At 69.1% G+C, this 14,186-nt stretch carries 19 protein-coding genes and 1 pseudogene; 16 read left to right on the top strand and 4 right to left on the bottom strand.

Translation table 11 applies throughout. The features are described from left to right. Positions 1 to 10: 10 nt before the first annotated feature. The gene (locus ACW17V_RS19270; protein ID WP_492106641.1) at positions 11 to 325 is read right to left on the bottom strand and encodes an MliC family protein; all 315 of its coding nucleotides are present in this window, start codon (positions 323 to 325) and stop codon (positions 11 to 13) included. A 241-nt stretch (positions 326 to 566) separates the two neighbouring features. On the opposite strand from ACW17V_RS19270, the gene ACW17V_RS19265 reads away from it, so the two are divergent. The 7 genes and pseudogenes from ACW17V_RS19265 (at position 567) to ACW17V_RS19235 (ending at position 5,199) form a co-directional block, all read left to right on the top strand. Beyond that, positions 567 to 1,109 carry a (2Fe-2S)-binding protein gene (locus ACW17V_RS19265; protein ID WP_492106640.1) on the top strand — a complete coding sequence of 181 codons (543 nt, stop codon included), beginning with the start codon at positions 567 to 569 and terminating at the stop codon, positions 1,107 to 1,109. Further along, complete coding sequence (locus ACW17V_RS19260; protein WP_492106639.1) at positions 1,106 to 3,292, top strand: xanthine dehydrogenase family protein molybdopterin-binding subunit; 2,187 nt, start codon at positions 1,106 to 1,108, stop codon at positions 3,290 to 3,292. The genes ACW17V_RS19265 and ACW17V_RS19260 overlap by 4 nt, the downstream gene beginning before the upstream one ends. A gap of 64 nt (positions 3,293 to 3,356) precedes the next feature. After that, positions 3,357 to 3,491, top strand: a pseudogene (locus ACW17V_RS19255) (LuxR C-terminal-related transcriptional regulator); the annotation flags it as partial. A gap of 172 nt (positions 3,492 to 3,663) precedes the next feature. Next, positions 3,664 to 3,942 (top strand): hypothetical protein, encoded by a 279-nt coding sequence (locus tag ACW17V_RS19250; RefSeq protein WP_492106638.1) that lies wholly within the window; start codon positions 3,664 to 3,666, stop codon positions 3,940 to 3,942. 215 nt (positions 3,943 to 4,157) lie between these two features. Continuing rightward, positions 4,158 to 4,505 carry a hypothetical protein gene (locus ACW17V_RS19245; RefSeq protein ID WP_492106637.1) on the top strand — a complete coding sequence of 116 codons (348 nt, stop codon included), beginning with the start codon at positions 4,158 to 4,160 and terminating at the stop codon, positions 4,503 to 4,505. Between the two features lie 66 nt (positions 4,506 to 4,571). After that, complete coding sequence (locus tag ACW17V_RS19240; protein ID WP_492106636.1) at positions 4,572 to 5,009, top strand: hypothetical protein; 438 nt, start codon at positions 4,572 to 4,574, stop codon at positions 5,007 to 5,009. Then, positions 4,987 to 5,199, top strand: a complete 213-nt coding sequence (locus ACW17V_RS19235) for a hypothetical protein (protein WP_492106635.1) — start codon at positions 4,987 to 4,989, stop codon at positions 5,197 to 5,199. The genes ACW17V_RS19240 and ACW17V_RS19235 overlap by 23 nt, the downstream gene beginning before the upstream one ends. Here the strand turns inward: ACW17V_RS19235 and ACW17V_RS19230 are convergent. Next, a complete protein-coding gene (locus ACW17V_RS19230) occupies positions 5,196 to 5,795 on the bottom strand; it encodes a nucleotidyltransferase family protein (RefSeq protein ID WP_492106634.1) in 600 nt (199 codons plus the stop codon). The genes ACW17V_RS19235 and ACW17V_RS19230 overlap by 4 nt on opposite strands. A gap of 29 nt (positions 5,796 to 5,824) precedes the next feature. On the opposite strand from ACW17V_RS19230, the gene moaA reads away from it, so the two are divergent. From moaA to moaC, 5 genes are read left to right on the top strand one after another with little or no spacing between them, the layout of a single operon-like run. After that, complete coding sequence (gene moaA / locus ACW17V_RS19225; RefSeq protein ID WP_492106633.1) at positions 5,825 to 6,859, top strand: GTP 3',8-cyclase MoaA; 1,035 nt, start codon at positions 5,825 to 5,827, stop codon at positions 6,857 to 6,859. Between the two features lie 3 nt (positions 6,860 to 6,862). Beyond that, positions 6,863 to 7,102 (top strand): MoaD/ThiS family protein, encoded by a 240-nt coding sequence (locus ACW17V_RS19220; RefSeq protein ID WP_492106632.1) that lies wholly within the window; start codon positions 6,863 to 6,865, stop codon positions 7,100 to 7,102. Then, positions 7,099 to 7,545 (top strand): molybdenum cofactor biosynthesis protein MoaE, encoded by a 447-nt coding sequence (locus ACW17V_RS19215; protein ID WP_492106631.1) that lies wholly within the window; start codon positions 7,099 to 7,101, stop codon positions 7,543 to 7,545. Before ACW17V_RS19220 ends, ACW17V_RS19215 begins: the two co-directional genes overlap by 4 nt. A 3-nt stretch (positions 7,546 to 7,548) precedes the next feature. Then, a complete protein-coding gene (gene moaB / locus ACW17V_RS19210) occupies positions 7,549 to 8,103 on the top strand; it encodes a molybdenum cofactor biosynthesis protein B (protein ID WP_492056134.1) in 555 nt (184 codons plus the stop codon). Then, complete coding sequence (moaC, locus tag ACW17V_RS19205) at positions 8,100 to 8,567, top strand: cyclic pyranopterin monophosphate synthase MoaC (protein ID WP_492106630.1); 468 nt, start codon at positions 8,100 to 8,102, stop codon at positions 8,565 to 8,567. The genes moaB and moaC overlap by 4 nt, the downstream gene beginning before the upstream one ends. Before the next feature lie 143 nt (positions 8,568 to 8,710). On the opposite strand, the gene ACW17V_RS19200 is transcribed toward moaC, so the two are convergent. Continuing rightward, positions 8,711 to 9,685 carry an XdhC family protein gene (locus ACW17V_RS19200; RefSeq protein ID WP_492106629.1) on the bottom strand — a complete coding sequence of 325 codons (975 nt, stop codon included), beginning with the start codon at positions 9,683 to 9,685 and terminating at the stop codon, positions 8,711 to 8,713. A gap of 99 nt (positions 9,686 to 9,784) precedes the next feature. Here ACW17V_RS19200 and ACW17V_RS19195 point away from each other — a divergent pair, with 99 nt between their 5' ends. After that, positions 9,785 to 10,660, top strand: coding sequence for a bifunctional regulator KidO (locus ACW17V_RS19195; RefSeq protein ID WP_492106628.1), 876 nt, complete (start codon positions 9,785 to 9,787; stop codon positions 10,658 to 10,660). A 159-nt stretch (positions 10,661 to 10,819) separates the two neighbouring features. Continuing rightward, positions 10,820 to 11,524: a glycosyltransferase family protein gene (locus ACW17V_RS19190; RefSeq protein ID WP_492106627.1), complete on the top strand. Its 705-nt coding sequence runs from the start codon at positions 10,820 to 10,822 to the stop codon at positions 11,522 to 11,524. A 67-nt stretch (positions 11,525 to 11,591) separates the two neighbouring features. Here ACW17V_RS19190 and ald read toward each other — a convergent pair whose 3' ends face one another. After that, complete coding sequence (ald, locus tag ACW17V_RS19185; protein ID WP_492106626.1) at positions 11,592 to 12,704, bottom strand: alanine dehydrogenase; 1,113 nt, start codon at positions 12,702 to 12,704, stop codon at positions 11,592 to 11,594. A 118-nt stretch (positions 12,705 to 12,822) separates the two neighbouring features. On the opposite strand from ald, the gene ACW17V_RS19180 reads away from it, so the two are divergent. Both ACW17V_RS19180 and ACW17V_RS19175 read left to right on the top strand, forming a co-directional pair. Beyond that, complete coding sequence (locus ACW17V_RS19180) at positions 12,823 to 13,296, top strand: Lrp/AsnC family transcriptional regulator (RefSeq protein WP_492106625.1); 474 nt, start codon at positions 12,823 to 12,825, stop codon at positions 13,294 to 13,296. Positions 13,297 to 13,376: 80 nt separating this feature from the next. Then, positions 13,377 to 14,186, top strand: coding sequence for a carbonic anhydrase (locus ACW17V_RS19175; protein WP_492106624.1), 810 nt, complete (start codon positions 13,377 to 13,379; stop codon positions 14,184 to 14,186).

Genomic DNA, 14,186 nt, shown 5'->3' with positions numbered 1-14,186 from the left:
GAGGGTCCCCTCAGCGGGCCTGGCAATTGTCATAAGGTCCACCCGGGAATCCCGAGAGGCGGGCGCTGTCGCCCTTGCCCCAGATCTCAAACGCGCCCTTGGCGTAGCGCGCGCCGGAGGCCGAGCGCGCCAGGGGCAGGGTCTTGGTCACGCCGCCGGCCGAGACAATGGCCTTCCTGCCGTTGGCCGGATAGGTCGCCTCGAAGCTCTTGCCCCTGGCGCAGCCATAGGTCACCGGCGTGGTGATGGCCGGTCCCGGCTGGCCGGTGGCGCAGGCCGAAAGGACCAGGCCGACCACGGTCAAGGCAAGCACAAGGCGGCGCAAGGTCAACTCCAGGGGCGGCGGCCGCGAAGCAGGCGGCGTGGTGAGCATAGTCGGTTTCGCGGTCGCTTCGCGCCCCCTCTCATCGCCCGGCTCCAGCTTTCGCACGATCGGTTTCAACCGCGCCGCGAAAGACGGCGCTCGCCGGTGAAATATTGCTGGTCGCCACCGGTGTGAACAGTGTTAGGTTTGGGCTTCTAGCAGGGTCGCGCCCCGGCCCGAGCTCGGTTGGAGGCGAAGACATATGGCCGCGACTCTCGACGTGAACGGCAAGGCGGTGACGGTCCAGGCCGATCCCGCGACACCCCTGCTCTGGGTCCTGCGGGACGAGCTGGGCCTGACCGGAACCAAGTTCGGCTGCGGAGTCGCCCAGTGCGGCGCCTGCACGGTGCATGTGGACGGCCAGCCGATCCGGTCGTGCGTCACCCCCATCGAGGGCCTTGTCGGCGTCAAGATCACCACCATCGAAGGCCTGGGCGGATCGCATCCGTTGCAGCAGGCCTGGGTCAAGCACGACGTGCCGCAGTGCGGCTACTGCCAGTCGGGTCAGATCATGTCGGCCGCCGCCCTGATCGAGCAGAACAAGGCGCCCAGCGACGAGCAGATCGACGAGGCCATGAGCGGCAATATCTGTCGCTGCGGCACCTATCAGCGCATCCGCGCCGCCATCAAGGACGCCGCGGGCCTGCCGCCGTCGACCACTGCAGCGGTCGGCCTGCCGCACACCGACATCGATGAAGCCATCGCCGCCGCCACCGGCGCGACCAGCCGTGGAGCCGGCCGATGAACGGACCCATGAACAAGTTCGGCGCCCAGGACGCCGTCAGCCGCCGCGACGTGGTGGTCGGCGCGGCCCTGGTCGGCGGCGCCCTGGTGGTCGGCTGCTCGCCGGCCGACATCATGAGCGCCGGCTCCAAGGTCGAGGTCGGCGCCTTCGGGCCCTTCATCAAGGTCGCGGCCGACGGCGCCGTGACGGTGATCTCCAAACATATCGAGTTCGGCCAGGGCAACCATGCCGGCCTGGCGGCCATCGTCGCCGAGGAGCTGGACGCCGACTGGACGCGGGTCATGGTCGAGCAGGCCCCGGCCAACGCCAAGCTCTATGCCAACGGCACCGCCGGGGTGCAGCTGACCGGCGGCTCGTCGGCGATTTCCAATTCCTGGGATCAGCTGCGCAAGGCCGGCGCCGCCACACGGGCGATGTTCGTCCAGGCCGCCGCGACCAGGTGGAGCGTTCCTGCCGGCGAGATCGCCGTCAAGGACAGCGTCGTCAGCCACAAGTCGGGCAAGACCGCCGGCTTCGGCGAGCTGTTGACCGACGCCGCCAAGATCACGCCGATCGCCAACCCGCCTCTGAAGGATCCCAAGACCTTCACCCTGATCGGCACCGACCGGGTGCGCCGCAAGGACTCGCAGGCCAAGAGCGACGGCACGGCGCGCTTCACCCAGGATGTCCGCCTGCCCGACATGCTGATCGCCATGGTCGCCCATGCGCCGCGCTTTGGCGGCAAGATCAAAAGCTTCGATGCGGCCGAGGCCAAAAAGGTCCCGGGCGTTGTCGACGTCTTCGAGATCCCGACCGGCGTCGCGGTGGTGGCCCAGTCCACCTATGCCGCCCGCATGGGCCGCGAGGCGCTGAAGCTGGAATGGAACGAGGACAAGGCCGAGAAGCGTAGCTCATCGGCCATTGCGTCGTCCTTCCGCGACATCGCCGCCGGCAAGGGCCCGGCCGACCTGAGATGGGAAGGCTTCGATTCCAAGGGCGACGCGGCGGTCATCGGTAACGCCAAGGGCGCCAGGGTGTTCGAGGCGACCTATGAGTTCCCCTATCTGGCCCACGCCACCATGGAGCCGATGAACTGCGTCGCGGCCGTGGACGGCTCCAAGGTCAAGCTGACCTTTGGTTCGCAGGGTCAGACCCTGGACCAGCTGAACGCGGCCAAGATCGTCGGGACCCTGCCGGGCTCGGTCGAGATCGAGACCCTGTTCGCCGGCGGCTCGTTTGGCCGGCGCGCCACCTTCCAGTCCGATTATACCGCCGAATGCGTCCACATCGCCAAGAAGGTCGGCAAGGGCCGGCCGGTGAAACTGGTCTGGACCCGCGAGGACGACATGCGCGCCGGCTATTTCCGGCCGCTGGTGGTGCACGCCGTCAAGATCAGCCTCGACAAGGACGGCTATCCGGCCGCCTGGCGCCACCGCATCGTCAGCCAGTCGATCATGAAGGGCTCGCCGATGGGCGGCAAAGGCCCGGACCAGACCGCCATCGAGGGTACGGCCGGCTCGCCCTATCTGAAGGCCACGCCGATCGTCGACGCCCAGCTCGCCTTGCCTGACGTGGGCGTGCCGGTGCTGTGGTGGCGTTCGGTGGGCGCGACCCACACCGCCTTCGTCATGGAGCACACCATCGACCAGCTGGCCCGCAAGGCTGGCAAGGATCCGGTTGAGTATCGCCGGGCGCTCTACGCCAAGGCCGGCGCCGACCGGCATCTGGCGGCGCTGAACCTGGCCATGGAAAAGGCCGGCCCCGCGCCGACCGCCGGCTGGAGCCGGGGCGTGGCGGTGCATGAGAGCTTCGGCTCGGTGGTCGCCCAGGTGGCCGAGGTCAAGCTGGTCGACGGCGCGCCCAAGGTCGGCCGCGTGGTCACCGCCATCGACTGTGGCGTGGCCATCTCGCCCGACCAGATCGCCGCCCAGATGGAAGGTGGAACCTGCTACGGCCTCTCGGCGGCGTTGTTCGGCGAGATCACCCTGACCGACGGCGCGGTCGATCAGACCAATTTCGACGGCTATCGCGTTCTGCGCTTCAACGAGGCCCCGACGGTCGAGACCTATATCGTCGCGTCGGGCAATGCGCCCAGCGGCGTGGGCGAGCCGGGCACGCCGGTGATCGCGCCCGCCGTGGCCAACGCCCTGCTGGCCGCGACGAGCAAGCCGACCGCGCGCCTGCCCTTTACGACGACAGCCTGATCTTGTGACGTCCAGCGCATCGCTTGCGCTGGACGTCGCGCGAAGCTGGCCGCATGCTGTCGTCATGGTGGAACCCGGCGATACCGCAGGCTTTGAACGTCTGACTCCGCGTGAGCGGGAGATCCTGCGTCTGATCGCCAGCCATCTGCAGTCCAAGGAAATCGCCCGGCTGCTCAGCCTCTCGCCCAAGACGGTCGAGATGCACGTGCTCAGCGCGCGTCGCCGCCTGTCTGGCCTCAGCCGCCGTGACGCGGCCCTGGCCTTCATGGCCTGGGAGGCGACGGACCCCGGCAATGACTACCGTAGGCAATCAGGCGACCTAGCCCTGGCCGCGGCGCGGGTCTCTTCTCACCGGACAGGTGGGAACGATCATGAACGACAATCAGATCCGGGACACGGCGCGGATGCGCCCGGAGGGCTCGGGCTTCTTCATCGCCAGCTGGCAGTCGCTGGAAGAGGGGCTGACCCTGCTGGCGGGAACGCCGGAACGGGGCCGGCTGGTTTCCGAGACGGTGTCGGCCCTCAGGAAGTCGCAGACGGCGGGCGATCCGCCGTCCAAGCTTCTGCTGCGCGTGCTGGCGGCGACAGCCTTTCTGTCGGACGACCGGCCGCTGCGCAACGAGCAGGAAGGAGCTGGCGCGATGACCTGACTCCCCTGCAATGGCTGGGCCTCATCGTTGGGCTGGCGATCCTGGGCGGACTTCTGCTCGGCGCCCTGACCACCGGAGCCCACGACTTCCTCTACGCCCTCCAGCGGTTCCGCGAGGGTTGGAGCCCGCCGCCCGCCCGCTAGCGACGGGGGCGAAATCCCAGAAATCGAGATCTTGAACGCGCGGATGACCTCCGCGTGACCGGAGAGTCTTGCATGAAACGGAGCGATGCGGCCCGCGCCGGGGCCCAGAAACTGATGCGCGCCGAGGCGGCGATCGACGCGGCCCTGCGCGAAACGGCCGAGCTGGTCGGCCTGCTGCCGACCCTGCGGCTGGAGGCCAATCTGTCGGCGGTGATCGGGCAGGACGCGGTGGACGACCTGGGCGAGACCCTGGCCCACATCCTCTCGGCGCGCCGCACCATCATTCGCGCCCACAACGGCCTGCAGGCGGTGCGCGAGCAGATCGGCTGCCGCACGGTGTCTGTCGGCCAAATGGACAAGCCGCCGGATGTGCCCCGCACGAGCGGCCTCCATGCGGTTGACGGCGGTCGGGCGGCATGATCCTGCCCTTCTCTATCGGTGCAGCTTACGGCATGGTCGCGCGCCAGTTCGCGTCGGGACCATGCCGTGTACCAAACCCTCGCCCCGTGGATTTCCCTCAGCGTCGCCGTGCTGGTCTGCGGCTTCGCCCTCTGGAAGGGCGATCGCTGGGCCCGGGTCGCGGCGGCGGTCTATCTGGCCGGCTGGATCGCGACGCCGTTCGCCCAGATCCGCGATCCCCTCAGCCCCGAATGGGGTGTCATGATCATCGATGCGGTGGTCATGATCCTGCTGGTCTGGGTCTCCCTGAGGGCGCGCCGGCTCTGGAGCGTGTTCGCGGCGGCCTGCCAGATGATGGCCGTGGCCTCGCATGTCGTGTCGATCATCGACCTGCGCATCTACATCGCCACGGTTGTCGTAGGCCTGACCCTGCTCAGCTACGGCGTGCTGGTCGCCCTGCTGGTTGCGACACTCTCGGCCGTCCGGGCCCGGCGGGTCGCCCATGAGCGGGACCTTCGTCCATGACGTCTCCGCCGAGGAGATCGCCGAATTCACCCGCGGCCTCAATGCGCTGGGACCTCAGCAGCGCCGCATCCTGGCCGTCCTGATCCCGCGCCTGATCGCGTTGGAAGAACGCGGCGACCCGGAAGGGGCGATCCGCATCATCGACGAGATCCGCACCATTCTTCTCGAGCGCCGGCGGACCTGCCACTAGGGGCGGTTCAGGTCCTCGGGCCGGTCGACGTCGAACAGAACGCCGGGATCGTCCGTCTCGACGGCGGTGAAACGCTCGCCGGCCTGACGGATCAGCGCCTGGGCCCCGACATCGCCGTCGAGGTCTCGAAGGGCCGGAATCCAGTCGCCGCCGAACAGCACGGGATGACCGCGCTGGCCCGCATGGACCGGCGCGGCGATGCCGCCCCGTCCGCCCAGAGCGCGGACCAGGGCCGGCGCAATCCCGGGGCCGACCCTCGGCATGTCGCCCAGGAACACGAAGACGCCGTCGATGTCGGCGGGCACGGCCCGGGCGGCTGCGGCCAGCGACGCGCCCATGCCCCGGGTAGGATCGGCGACCCTGACCACACGCAGGTCGGCGTCCTCGACCAGTCCCAGGAGGGTGGTTTCCAGCGCGGCGTCGTCACCGATCGCGACCACGACCGATAGTGCGGGGCTTTCGAGAGCGGCGTTCAGCGCTCCGGCGATCAGGGGGCGACCCCGAAACGGCGCCAGCAGCTTGCCGCCGCCGAAGCGGGCGCCCAGGCCGGCGGCCAGGACGATCGCCTCGAACCTTCCGCTTTTGCTTTCCGCCATGTCGCCCAACGCCTATCCTGTGCCCAGACATGACGCCCTATGACGACAGCCCCACGCAAGCGGCCCTGGCCGCGCCCCGTCTGATCGACGGTTTCGGCCGCGCCGTCACCTATCTTCGGGTGTCGGTCACCGACCGCTGCGACCTGCGCTGCGTCTATTGCATGGCCGAGCACATGACCTTCCTGCCCAAGGCGCAGGTGCTGACGCTCGAGGAGCTGGACCGCGTCGCCTCCGCCTTCATCGGCCTGGGGGTGCGCAAGCTGCGGCTGACCGGCGGCGAGCCGCTGGTGCGCAAGGGCTTCATGGAGCTGGTCGCCTGCCTGTCGCGCCACCTGCGATCGGGGGCGCTGGACGAGCTGACCCTGACCACCAACGGCACCCAGCTGGCCAGATATGCCGACGATCTGGCCCGCCATGGCGTGCGGCGGATCAATGTGTCGCTCGACACCCTCAAGCCCGACCTGTTCAGGCGGCTGACCCGGGGCGGCGACGTCGTCCAGGTGATCGGCGGGATCGACGCGGCCCTGGCGGCCGGCATTGCGGTCAAGATAAACGCTGTGGCCCTCAAGCACGACAATGCCGCCGAGCTGCCGGACCTGATCACCTGGGCCCACCAGCGCGGCTGCGACATGACCCTGATCGAGACCATGCCGCTCGGCGAGATCGACGAGGATCGCACCGACCAGTACCTGTCGCTGAAGGACGTGCGGCGCGACCTGGCCTCGTTCTGGACCCTGGAAGACCTTGCCTACGCCACCGGCGGTCCGGCCCGCTACACCCGCATCGCCGAGACCGGCGGGCGGCTGGGCTTCATCACCCCGCTCAGCCACAATTTCTGCGAGGCCTGCAATCGGGTGCGCCTGACCTGCACCGGCACCCTGCACACCTGCCTGGGCCGCGATGACGCCTCGGACCTGCGGGCCGTGATCCGCGCCGGCGCGACCGACGCCCAGCTGGAGCAGGCGATCTTCGCCGCGATCGGGTCCAAGCCGGAAGGCCACGACTTCCAGATCGCCGGCGCGCGGCCGGCCGTGGCGCGCCACATGTCCACGACGGGCGGCTGACCGATGGCGCGGGTGCTGCTGTTTGGACGCCTGGCCGACCAGGCCGGCTGGCGCGACCGGGCCTTTGAGGCCACCTCGCTTACGGCGTTGCGCGGCCTGATCGCCCACGACGATCCTGACCTCGCTCAGGCCCTGAGCGGCCCGGGCGTCCAGGTGGCCGTCGACAAGACCGTGGTGCGCGGTGAGGCGGCGTTGCTGGCCGCCACCGAGGTCGCCTTTCTGCCGCCGATGAGCGGCGGATGATCACCCTCACCGCAGAGCCGTTCGAGCCCGGCGCCCTGCTGACGGAATTCTGCGCCGGACGCGACGAGACCGGCGCTGTGGCCAGCTTCGTTGGTCTGGCCCGCGCCGAGCAGGGCCAGGCGGCGGCGCTGGAGCTGGAGGCCTATCCCGGCTTCACCGACGTGGCGATTTCCGAGTTCGCCGAGACAGCCAGGGCGCGCTTCGCCCTGCAGGACTACCGCATCGTCCACCGCACCGGCCGCATCGGTCCCGGCGAGGCGATCGTCTTCGTGGCCACCGCCGCCGGCCACCGCCGTGAGGCCTTCGAGGCCTGCGACTTCCTGATGGACTGGCTGAAAAGCCGGGCGCCGTTCTGGAAGAAGGAACACGGCCCGAACGGCGCCCGCTGGATCGAGCCGACGGACCGCGATAGGACCGACGCCAAGCGTTGGGATCAGGAGTAGATCATGTCTGCAGCAGGCCTCACCCCCGGCGGCGGGATCAAGCCGGACCTTCCGTTCACGCCGGTGCGCGTGGCGATCCTGACCATTTCCGACACCCGCGACGAGGAAAGCGACACCTCCGGCCAGGTGCTGGTCGATCGCGTCAAGGCGGCCGGCCATGAGCTGGGCGGCCGGGCGGTGGTCCGCGACGACATCCCGCAGATCCGCGACCAGGTCAGAAACTGGATCGCCGGCGGCCAGGTCGACGCCATCGTCACCACCGGCGGCACCGGCCTGACCGGTCGCGACGTGACGGTCGAGGCGCTGGAGCCGCTGTTCAACAAGAAGATCGACGGCTTCTCGGTGATCTTCCACATGGTCAGCTACGCCTCGGTGGGCCTGTCGACCCTGCAGTCGCGGGCCACGGCCGGCCTGATCGACGGCGTCTTCGTGTTCTGCCTGCCGGGCAGCAACGGCGCGGTGCGCGACGGCTGGGACAAGGTCATTTCCGCCCAGCTCGACAGCCGCCACAAGCCCTGCAACATGGTCGAGCTGATGCCTCGGCTGCTCGAACAGTGAGCAAGCTTACCCACATCGACGAGCAGGGCCGGGCCCGCATGGTCGATGTCTCGGGCAAACCCGAGACGGCCCGCGAGGCGGTGGCCGTAGGCTTCGTGCGGATGAGCCCCGAGACCCTGGCGCTGGCCGTCTCGGGAACCGGCCGCAAGGGCGATGTCCGCGCCGTGGCCGAGATCGCCGGGGTCATGGCGGCCAAGCAGACCTCGAACCTGATCCCCCTGTGCCACCCGCTGGCCCTGTCCAAGGTGGTGGTCGAGGTCGAGCCGGGCGAGGGCGGTCTGGCCGTCACCGCCCGGGTCAAGACCACCGGCCCGACCGGCGTCGAGATGGAGGCCCTGACCGCCGTCTCGATGGCCTGCCTGACGATCTACGACATGCTGAAAGCCGCCGAGAAGGGCATGGTCATCGAGGCCGTGCGTCTGGTCGAGAAGACGGGCGGCAAGTCGGGGGACTGGACGGCCTAATAATCCCCGCTCTCCCCGGCGAAAGCCGGGGCCCAGATTCATCCAGAGCCTTTGGGGATGATCCGCTTTCAGCCTCAACCGAGCCTGGAAACCCTGTGGGTTCGATCTGGGCCCCGGCTTTCGCCGGGGAGGCGGATCGGGGTTCACGCCTCCACCGCCCGCCGCTCCAGCGCCGGCTGCCCGTGCCGCGCCGCCATGATCTCGCCGATCACCGCCACCGCCACCTCGAACGGGGCCTTGCCGCCGAGGTCCAGACCGATCGGCGCGCGCAGCTTGGCGAGATCCTGATCGGTCAGCCCCGCCGCCTTCAGGCGTTCAATCCGCTCGCCCAGCCGACGCCGGGCGCCCAGCAGGCCGACATAGGGCGCGTCGGAGGGCAGGGCGGCGAGCAGGGCGGCGTGGTCGATGTCCAGGTCGTGGCCGCAGATGGCGACGAAGGTCCAGGCGTCCAGGCCGAGGTCGGCCAGGGCGTCGGTGGCCGCGTCCCGGCTATAGGTCACGCCGGCCAGGGGCGGTGGCGCGGCGGGGCCCTTGGGCCGGATCAGGAAGGTTTCGAAGCCTGATTGCGCGCCCAGGCTGGCCACGGCCAGGGCCGTCGGGTCGCCACCGACCACCACCAGACGCGGCGCGGGCTCATAGGCCCGCTCGAAGGCGCCGGGCCAGGGCGCCATCGGCTCTTCCATGCACTGGCGTCGTTCGCCGTCGCTGACCCAGAACGCCGGAAATCGGCAGTCGGCCAGACGCAGCAGTGTCGCGGCTGCCGGATCATCGGGAGCGATGCGCTCGACCAGGATCTCGATCCGCGCGCCGCACAGCAGCCGGATGTCGGGCCAGGGGCTGCCCTCGCCATAGATCAGCCGCCGGGGCGCGCCGTCTTCGAGACAGGCCAGGGCGTGGCCCTCGACATCGGCCTCGATGCAGCCGCCGGACAGAAAACCGGAAACAATATTTTTTCCGAACACCATTTGCGTCCCGACCGGACGCGGGCCGCCGCCGCCCAGGGCGACAATGGTGGCGAGGGCCGTCGGACCCGCCAAAAGCCCGGCCCGCAAGGCGGGGCGGGCGTCGTCGGCCATGCCGTGGAGGGGCCAGTCGGCGGCCGTTTGAAAGCTGTTCATCCCCCCGACTTTAACCCCTCGGCAAGGTTCCAGAAACGCCTTCTTCAAACCTTGCCGCGTAGGGTCACCGAACACAGGTGTCGTTCCTTACGGATGGTCATGCCCATTTCGGTCTCAAAGCTTGGTCTCGCGGCCGCCCAGTTCGGGCTCGATGGCATGACGTCGTCGCCGCGCGGCCGCTCGCCTGAAGCCGAAGCCCGCGACATCCTCAACATCGCCCACCGCTCAAACCTGTCGGTTCTGGACGTCTCGGGCGTCTATGGCCGCGCCGAATCCATTCTGGGCGACCTCATTCCCCGTCCGGTCAATTTCCGCGTCACCCTGTCGACCGCCCGCGCGGACCGGGGTCCTGACTTTGTCGAGGCCGAGGCCCGCAGCAGCCTGCGTCGCCTGGGCCTGGAACGCGCCGACGCCATCATCGTCCACTCGCCTTCGGACCTGTTCGGCCCGCACGGCGCGGCCCTGTGGGACCGCCTGGCCCGCCTGCGCGACGAGGGCCTGTTCCAGAAGATCGGCGTCTCGGCCCACGCCAGCGACGATCCGGTCGGCGTGGCCCGTCGCTTCAAGCCCGACATTCTTCAAGCTCCGGCGTCTTTGCTCGACCAGCGCCTGCTGGCCGATGGCTCCCTGGCCCGCATCGCCGGCCTGGGCGTCGAGGTGCAACTGCGCTCGATCTTCCTCAATGGCCTGCTGTTCCTGCCGCCCGATCGCGTGCCGGCCCAGCTGAAGGGCGCCTCGGGTCGTCTGTCGCGCGTGCGACGGATGATCGCCGAGGGCCGCTCCGATCCTCTGCAGGCCGCTCTGGGTTTCGCCTTGTCGCGTCCCGAAGCCAGCGCCGTCCTGGTGGGCGTCACCTCCGCCGCCGAGCTCTCGGCCGTGGTCGCCGCCGCTTCCAGCCCGCCGCCGGATCTGGACTGGGACGACATGGCCATCGACGACCCGGTCGCCCTCGATCCGCGGCGTTGGGTCGCTTAGGCGACTCCCCGAATCAATCCCGACAGTACCAAGCCTGCCCAGCTCTGGCGGCCGCGCGCGCCCCGGAACATGGTTTATGGCGCGTAAGTCTTTGATTCACTCGACTTTTATCATTCACAGCTAGGCTATGCGGAACAACAGCTTTCAGGGGAGAGCGACGTGATCCTTACCGTCCTGCAGGCCCGCATGGGTTCCCGCCGCCTTCCCGGCAAGGCCATGGCCACGCTCCAGGGCGAGCCGATGATCATCCGGCAGCTGGAGCGCCTGCGCAGCGCCCGCTGTCCCAGCAAGATCATCGTCGCCACCAGCAACGACCCCTCCGACGACGCCCTTGCCGGCTTCGTGGTCTCGCGCGGCTATGCCGTGCATCGCGGGGCGGGGGTCGACATCCTCGACCGCATCGCCCGCTGCGCCGAAGCCATCAGCTCGGTCAGCCATGTGGTGCGGATCAAGGGCGACGCGCCGTTCGTCGATCCCGGCATTGTGGACGAGGCCGTTCGCCTGGCCCTGGCCAGCGGCGCCGCCTACACGTCCAACCAGGTCCAGCGCACCTATCCGGCCGGTCTCGAGGTCGAGGTGATCACCGCCAACGCCCTGCGCGTCGCGGCCGCCGAGGCCCGCGACCCGACGGCCCGCGTGTCGCCGACCGCTGCCATCCGCAACGATCCCGCCCGTTTCAGCCAGGCCCACCTGAAGGCCCGCCGCGACTGGTCGCATCTGGACTGGCGGGTCAAGACCGCCGCCGACCTGGCCTTCGCCCGGTCGATCTACAACGCCCTGCATCCGGTCGATCCCGGCTTCTGCATGACCGACGTGCTGGACCTGGTGGAAAGCCACCAGGACCTGACGCGGTTCGCGGCCTGATCCGACCTTTCGGGCAAGAAAAAGGGCGCCGAGCGGATTCGCTCGGCGCCCTTTTCATGTCCGGGATCTACTTCCAGGCGCCGTAGGGATCGACCGACGGCTTGCCCAGCGCCTGCGCGACGGCCGGGTGGGTCAGCTCGCCCTTCAGCACATTGAGACCGCGCGCCAGATGGACGTTGGTCTTCAGGGCGTCCAGGCCGTGGTCGGCCAGGGCCAGGCCGAACGGCAGGGTGGCGTTGCCCAGGGCTTCGGACGAGGTGCGCGGCGCGGCGCCGGGCATGTTGGCCACGCAGTAGTGCACCACGCCGTCGACCGTGTAGGTCGGCTCGGCGTGGGTGGTCGGCTTGCTGGTCTCGAAACAGCCGCCCTGGTCGATCGAGACGTCCACCAGCACCGAGCCCGGCTTCATCTGCTTGAGGTGCTCGCGACGCACCAGCTTGGGGGCGGCGGCGCCGGCGGTCAGTACGGCGCCGATGATCACGTCGGCTTTCAGGATCTCTTCTTCCACGGCCGCGAAGGTCGAATAGCGGGTCAGGATGCGGCCCTGATAGAGGTCGTCCAGCTCGCGCATGCGCGGGATGGAGCGTTCCAGCACCACCACCTCCGCGCCCAGGCCGGCGGCCATGCGCGCGGCGTTGGAGCCGACCACGCCGCCGCCCAGCACGGCCACGCGGGCCGGGGGCACGCCGGGCACGCCGCAGAGCAGCAGGCCCATGCCGCCATTGTGTTTGAGCAGGGTCTCGGCGGCGGAGAACACAGCGATCCGGCCGGCCACTTCCGACATCGGCGCCAGCAGCGGCAGGCCGCCGCGCGCGTCGGTCACGGTCTCATAGGCGATGGCCGCGCAGCCGCTCTTCAGCAGGCCTTCGGTCTGGGCCGGATCGGGCGCCAGGTGCAGATAGGTGAACAGGATGTGGCGGGGCTCAAGCTTCTCCCACTCGATCTTCTGCGGTTCCTTGACCTTGATGATCATGTCCGCGCCGGAAAACACGGCCGCTGCGTCGGCGGCGATGGTCGCGCCGGCCTTCAGGTAGTCAGCGTCGGAATAGCCCGCGCCGAGACCGGCGCCGGACTGGACGAGCACGCTGTGGCCATGGCCGACATATTCGCGAACGGCCGTGGGGGTGAGCCCGACCCGGTGTTCGCCCGGTTTGATCTCTGAAGGGACGCCGACGCGCATGATGATTTCCTCCTGAAGGACTTTATGCCGGTTTACGCCTCTCGGCCCGCAGGTTCCTTGGGCATTTCATGCGGTGAGAACTATGATATGCAGGAATCTTGCGTCACCACGGTGAAACATGAAGAAACCCGCCATCGACCTCGATGCTTTCGATCGCAAGCTCCTGACCCTGCTCCAGCGACGCGGCCGCGCCAGCTATGTGGAAATGGCCGAGGCGGTGAATCTTTCCGAGTCCGCGTGCCTTCGCCGGGTGCGGGCGCTGGAGGAGGCCGGGGTGATCGGCCGCTACGCCGCCGTGATCGACGAGCGCGCCGTGGGCCTGCCGCTCAGCGTCTTCGTCACCGTCACCCTGTCGTCCCAGGCGGAGGCGACCCTGAGCGCCTTCGAGAAGGCCATAGCCAGTGTCCGCGAGGTGGCCGAGTGCTATCTGATGACCGGTGGCTCGGACTATCTGCTGCGGTTGGTGGTGCGCGATGTGGACGATCTGGAGCGCATCCACGCCCAGGAACTGACGCGGATCCCCGGTGTCGTGCGGGTCAGCTCCAGCATCGCCCTGCGCACCGTGGTCAAGCGCGCTGAATTGCCGCTGTGACGGCGCCTCAAATACCTACGGTCGGTTAACCTTGTCTCTCTAGTCCTTGGCCTGACAGACAACCCGCGTCGGGGGACGAGATGGTTTCGAGAAGACTTTTGCTGGGCGCCCTGGCGTCCGGACTGGCCAGCGCGCCGCTGGCCGCCTTCGCCGAGGGCGACGACCATCACGCGCCGGCGCCGCGCAAGGCCGCGCCACGCCCCAGGGCGGCGGCCCCGGCGCATGCCGCGCCCGAGCCGGTGCGATCCACCGTCGCCGAATATCCCAAGCCCGCCGAAACCCATGCGCCCGAGGTTCTGATCGATCCCAATGAGGCCCTGGGTCGTCTCAAGCACGGCAACGCCATCTTCGCCCGGGGCGGCGCCAGCATGGCCCTGCCCAGCTGGGCGCGGATCAATGAGCTGTCCAACGGCCAGAAGCCCTTCGCCGTCATCGTGGGCTGCTCCGACAGCCGCGTGCCGCCCGAACTGGTCTTCGACTGCACCCTGGGCGAGCTGTTCGTGGTCCGCACCGCCGGCTCGACCGTCAGCCGCGAGGGCCTGGGCTCGATCCTCTACGCCGTCGAGCATCTGGGCGCCCCGCTGGTCGTTGTCCTGGGCCACACCAAGTGCGGCGCGGTCGGTGCGGCGGTGGATGTCGCCACCAAGCACGCCCACCTGCACGGCGCCCTGTTCGACATGGCCCTGCCCATCCTGCCGGCCGTGATCGAGGCCGAGGAAAGCCATCCGGCCGACCTGCAGGACGCCGCGATCCGCCAGAACGCCAAGAACATCGCCGACCGCCTGAAGACCGCCGATGAGGCCTTCAGCAGCCGCATCGCGGCGGGCCGGCTCAAGGTGGTCTCGGCCGTCTACAGCCTGCAGACCGGCCAGGTCGAATTCATGGGCTAA

Source organism: Caulobacter sp. FV2ye17ST (assembly GCF_058680955.1).
The sequence above is the reverse complement of the archived record's forward strand: the minus strand, read 5'-3'. Positions and strand labels throughout refer to the sequence as shown.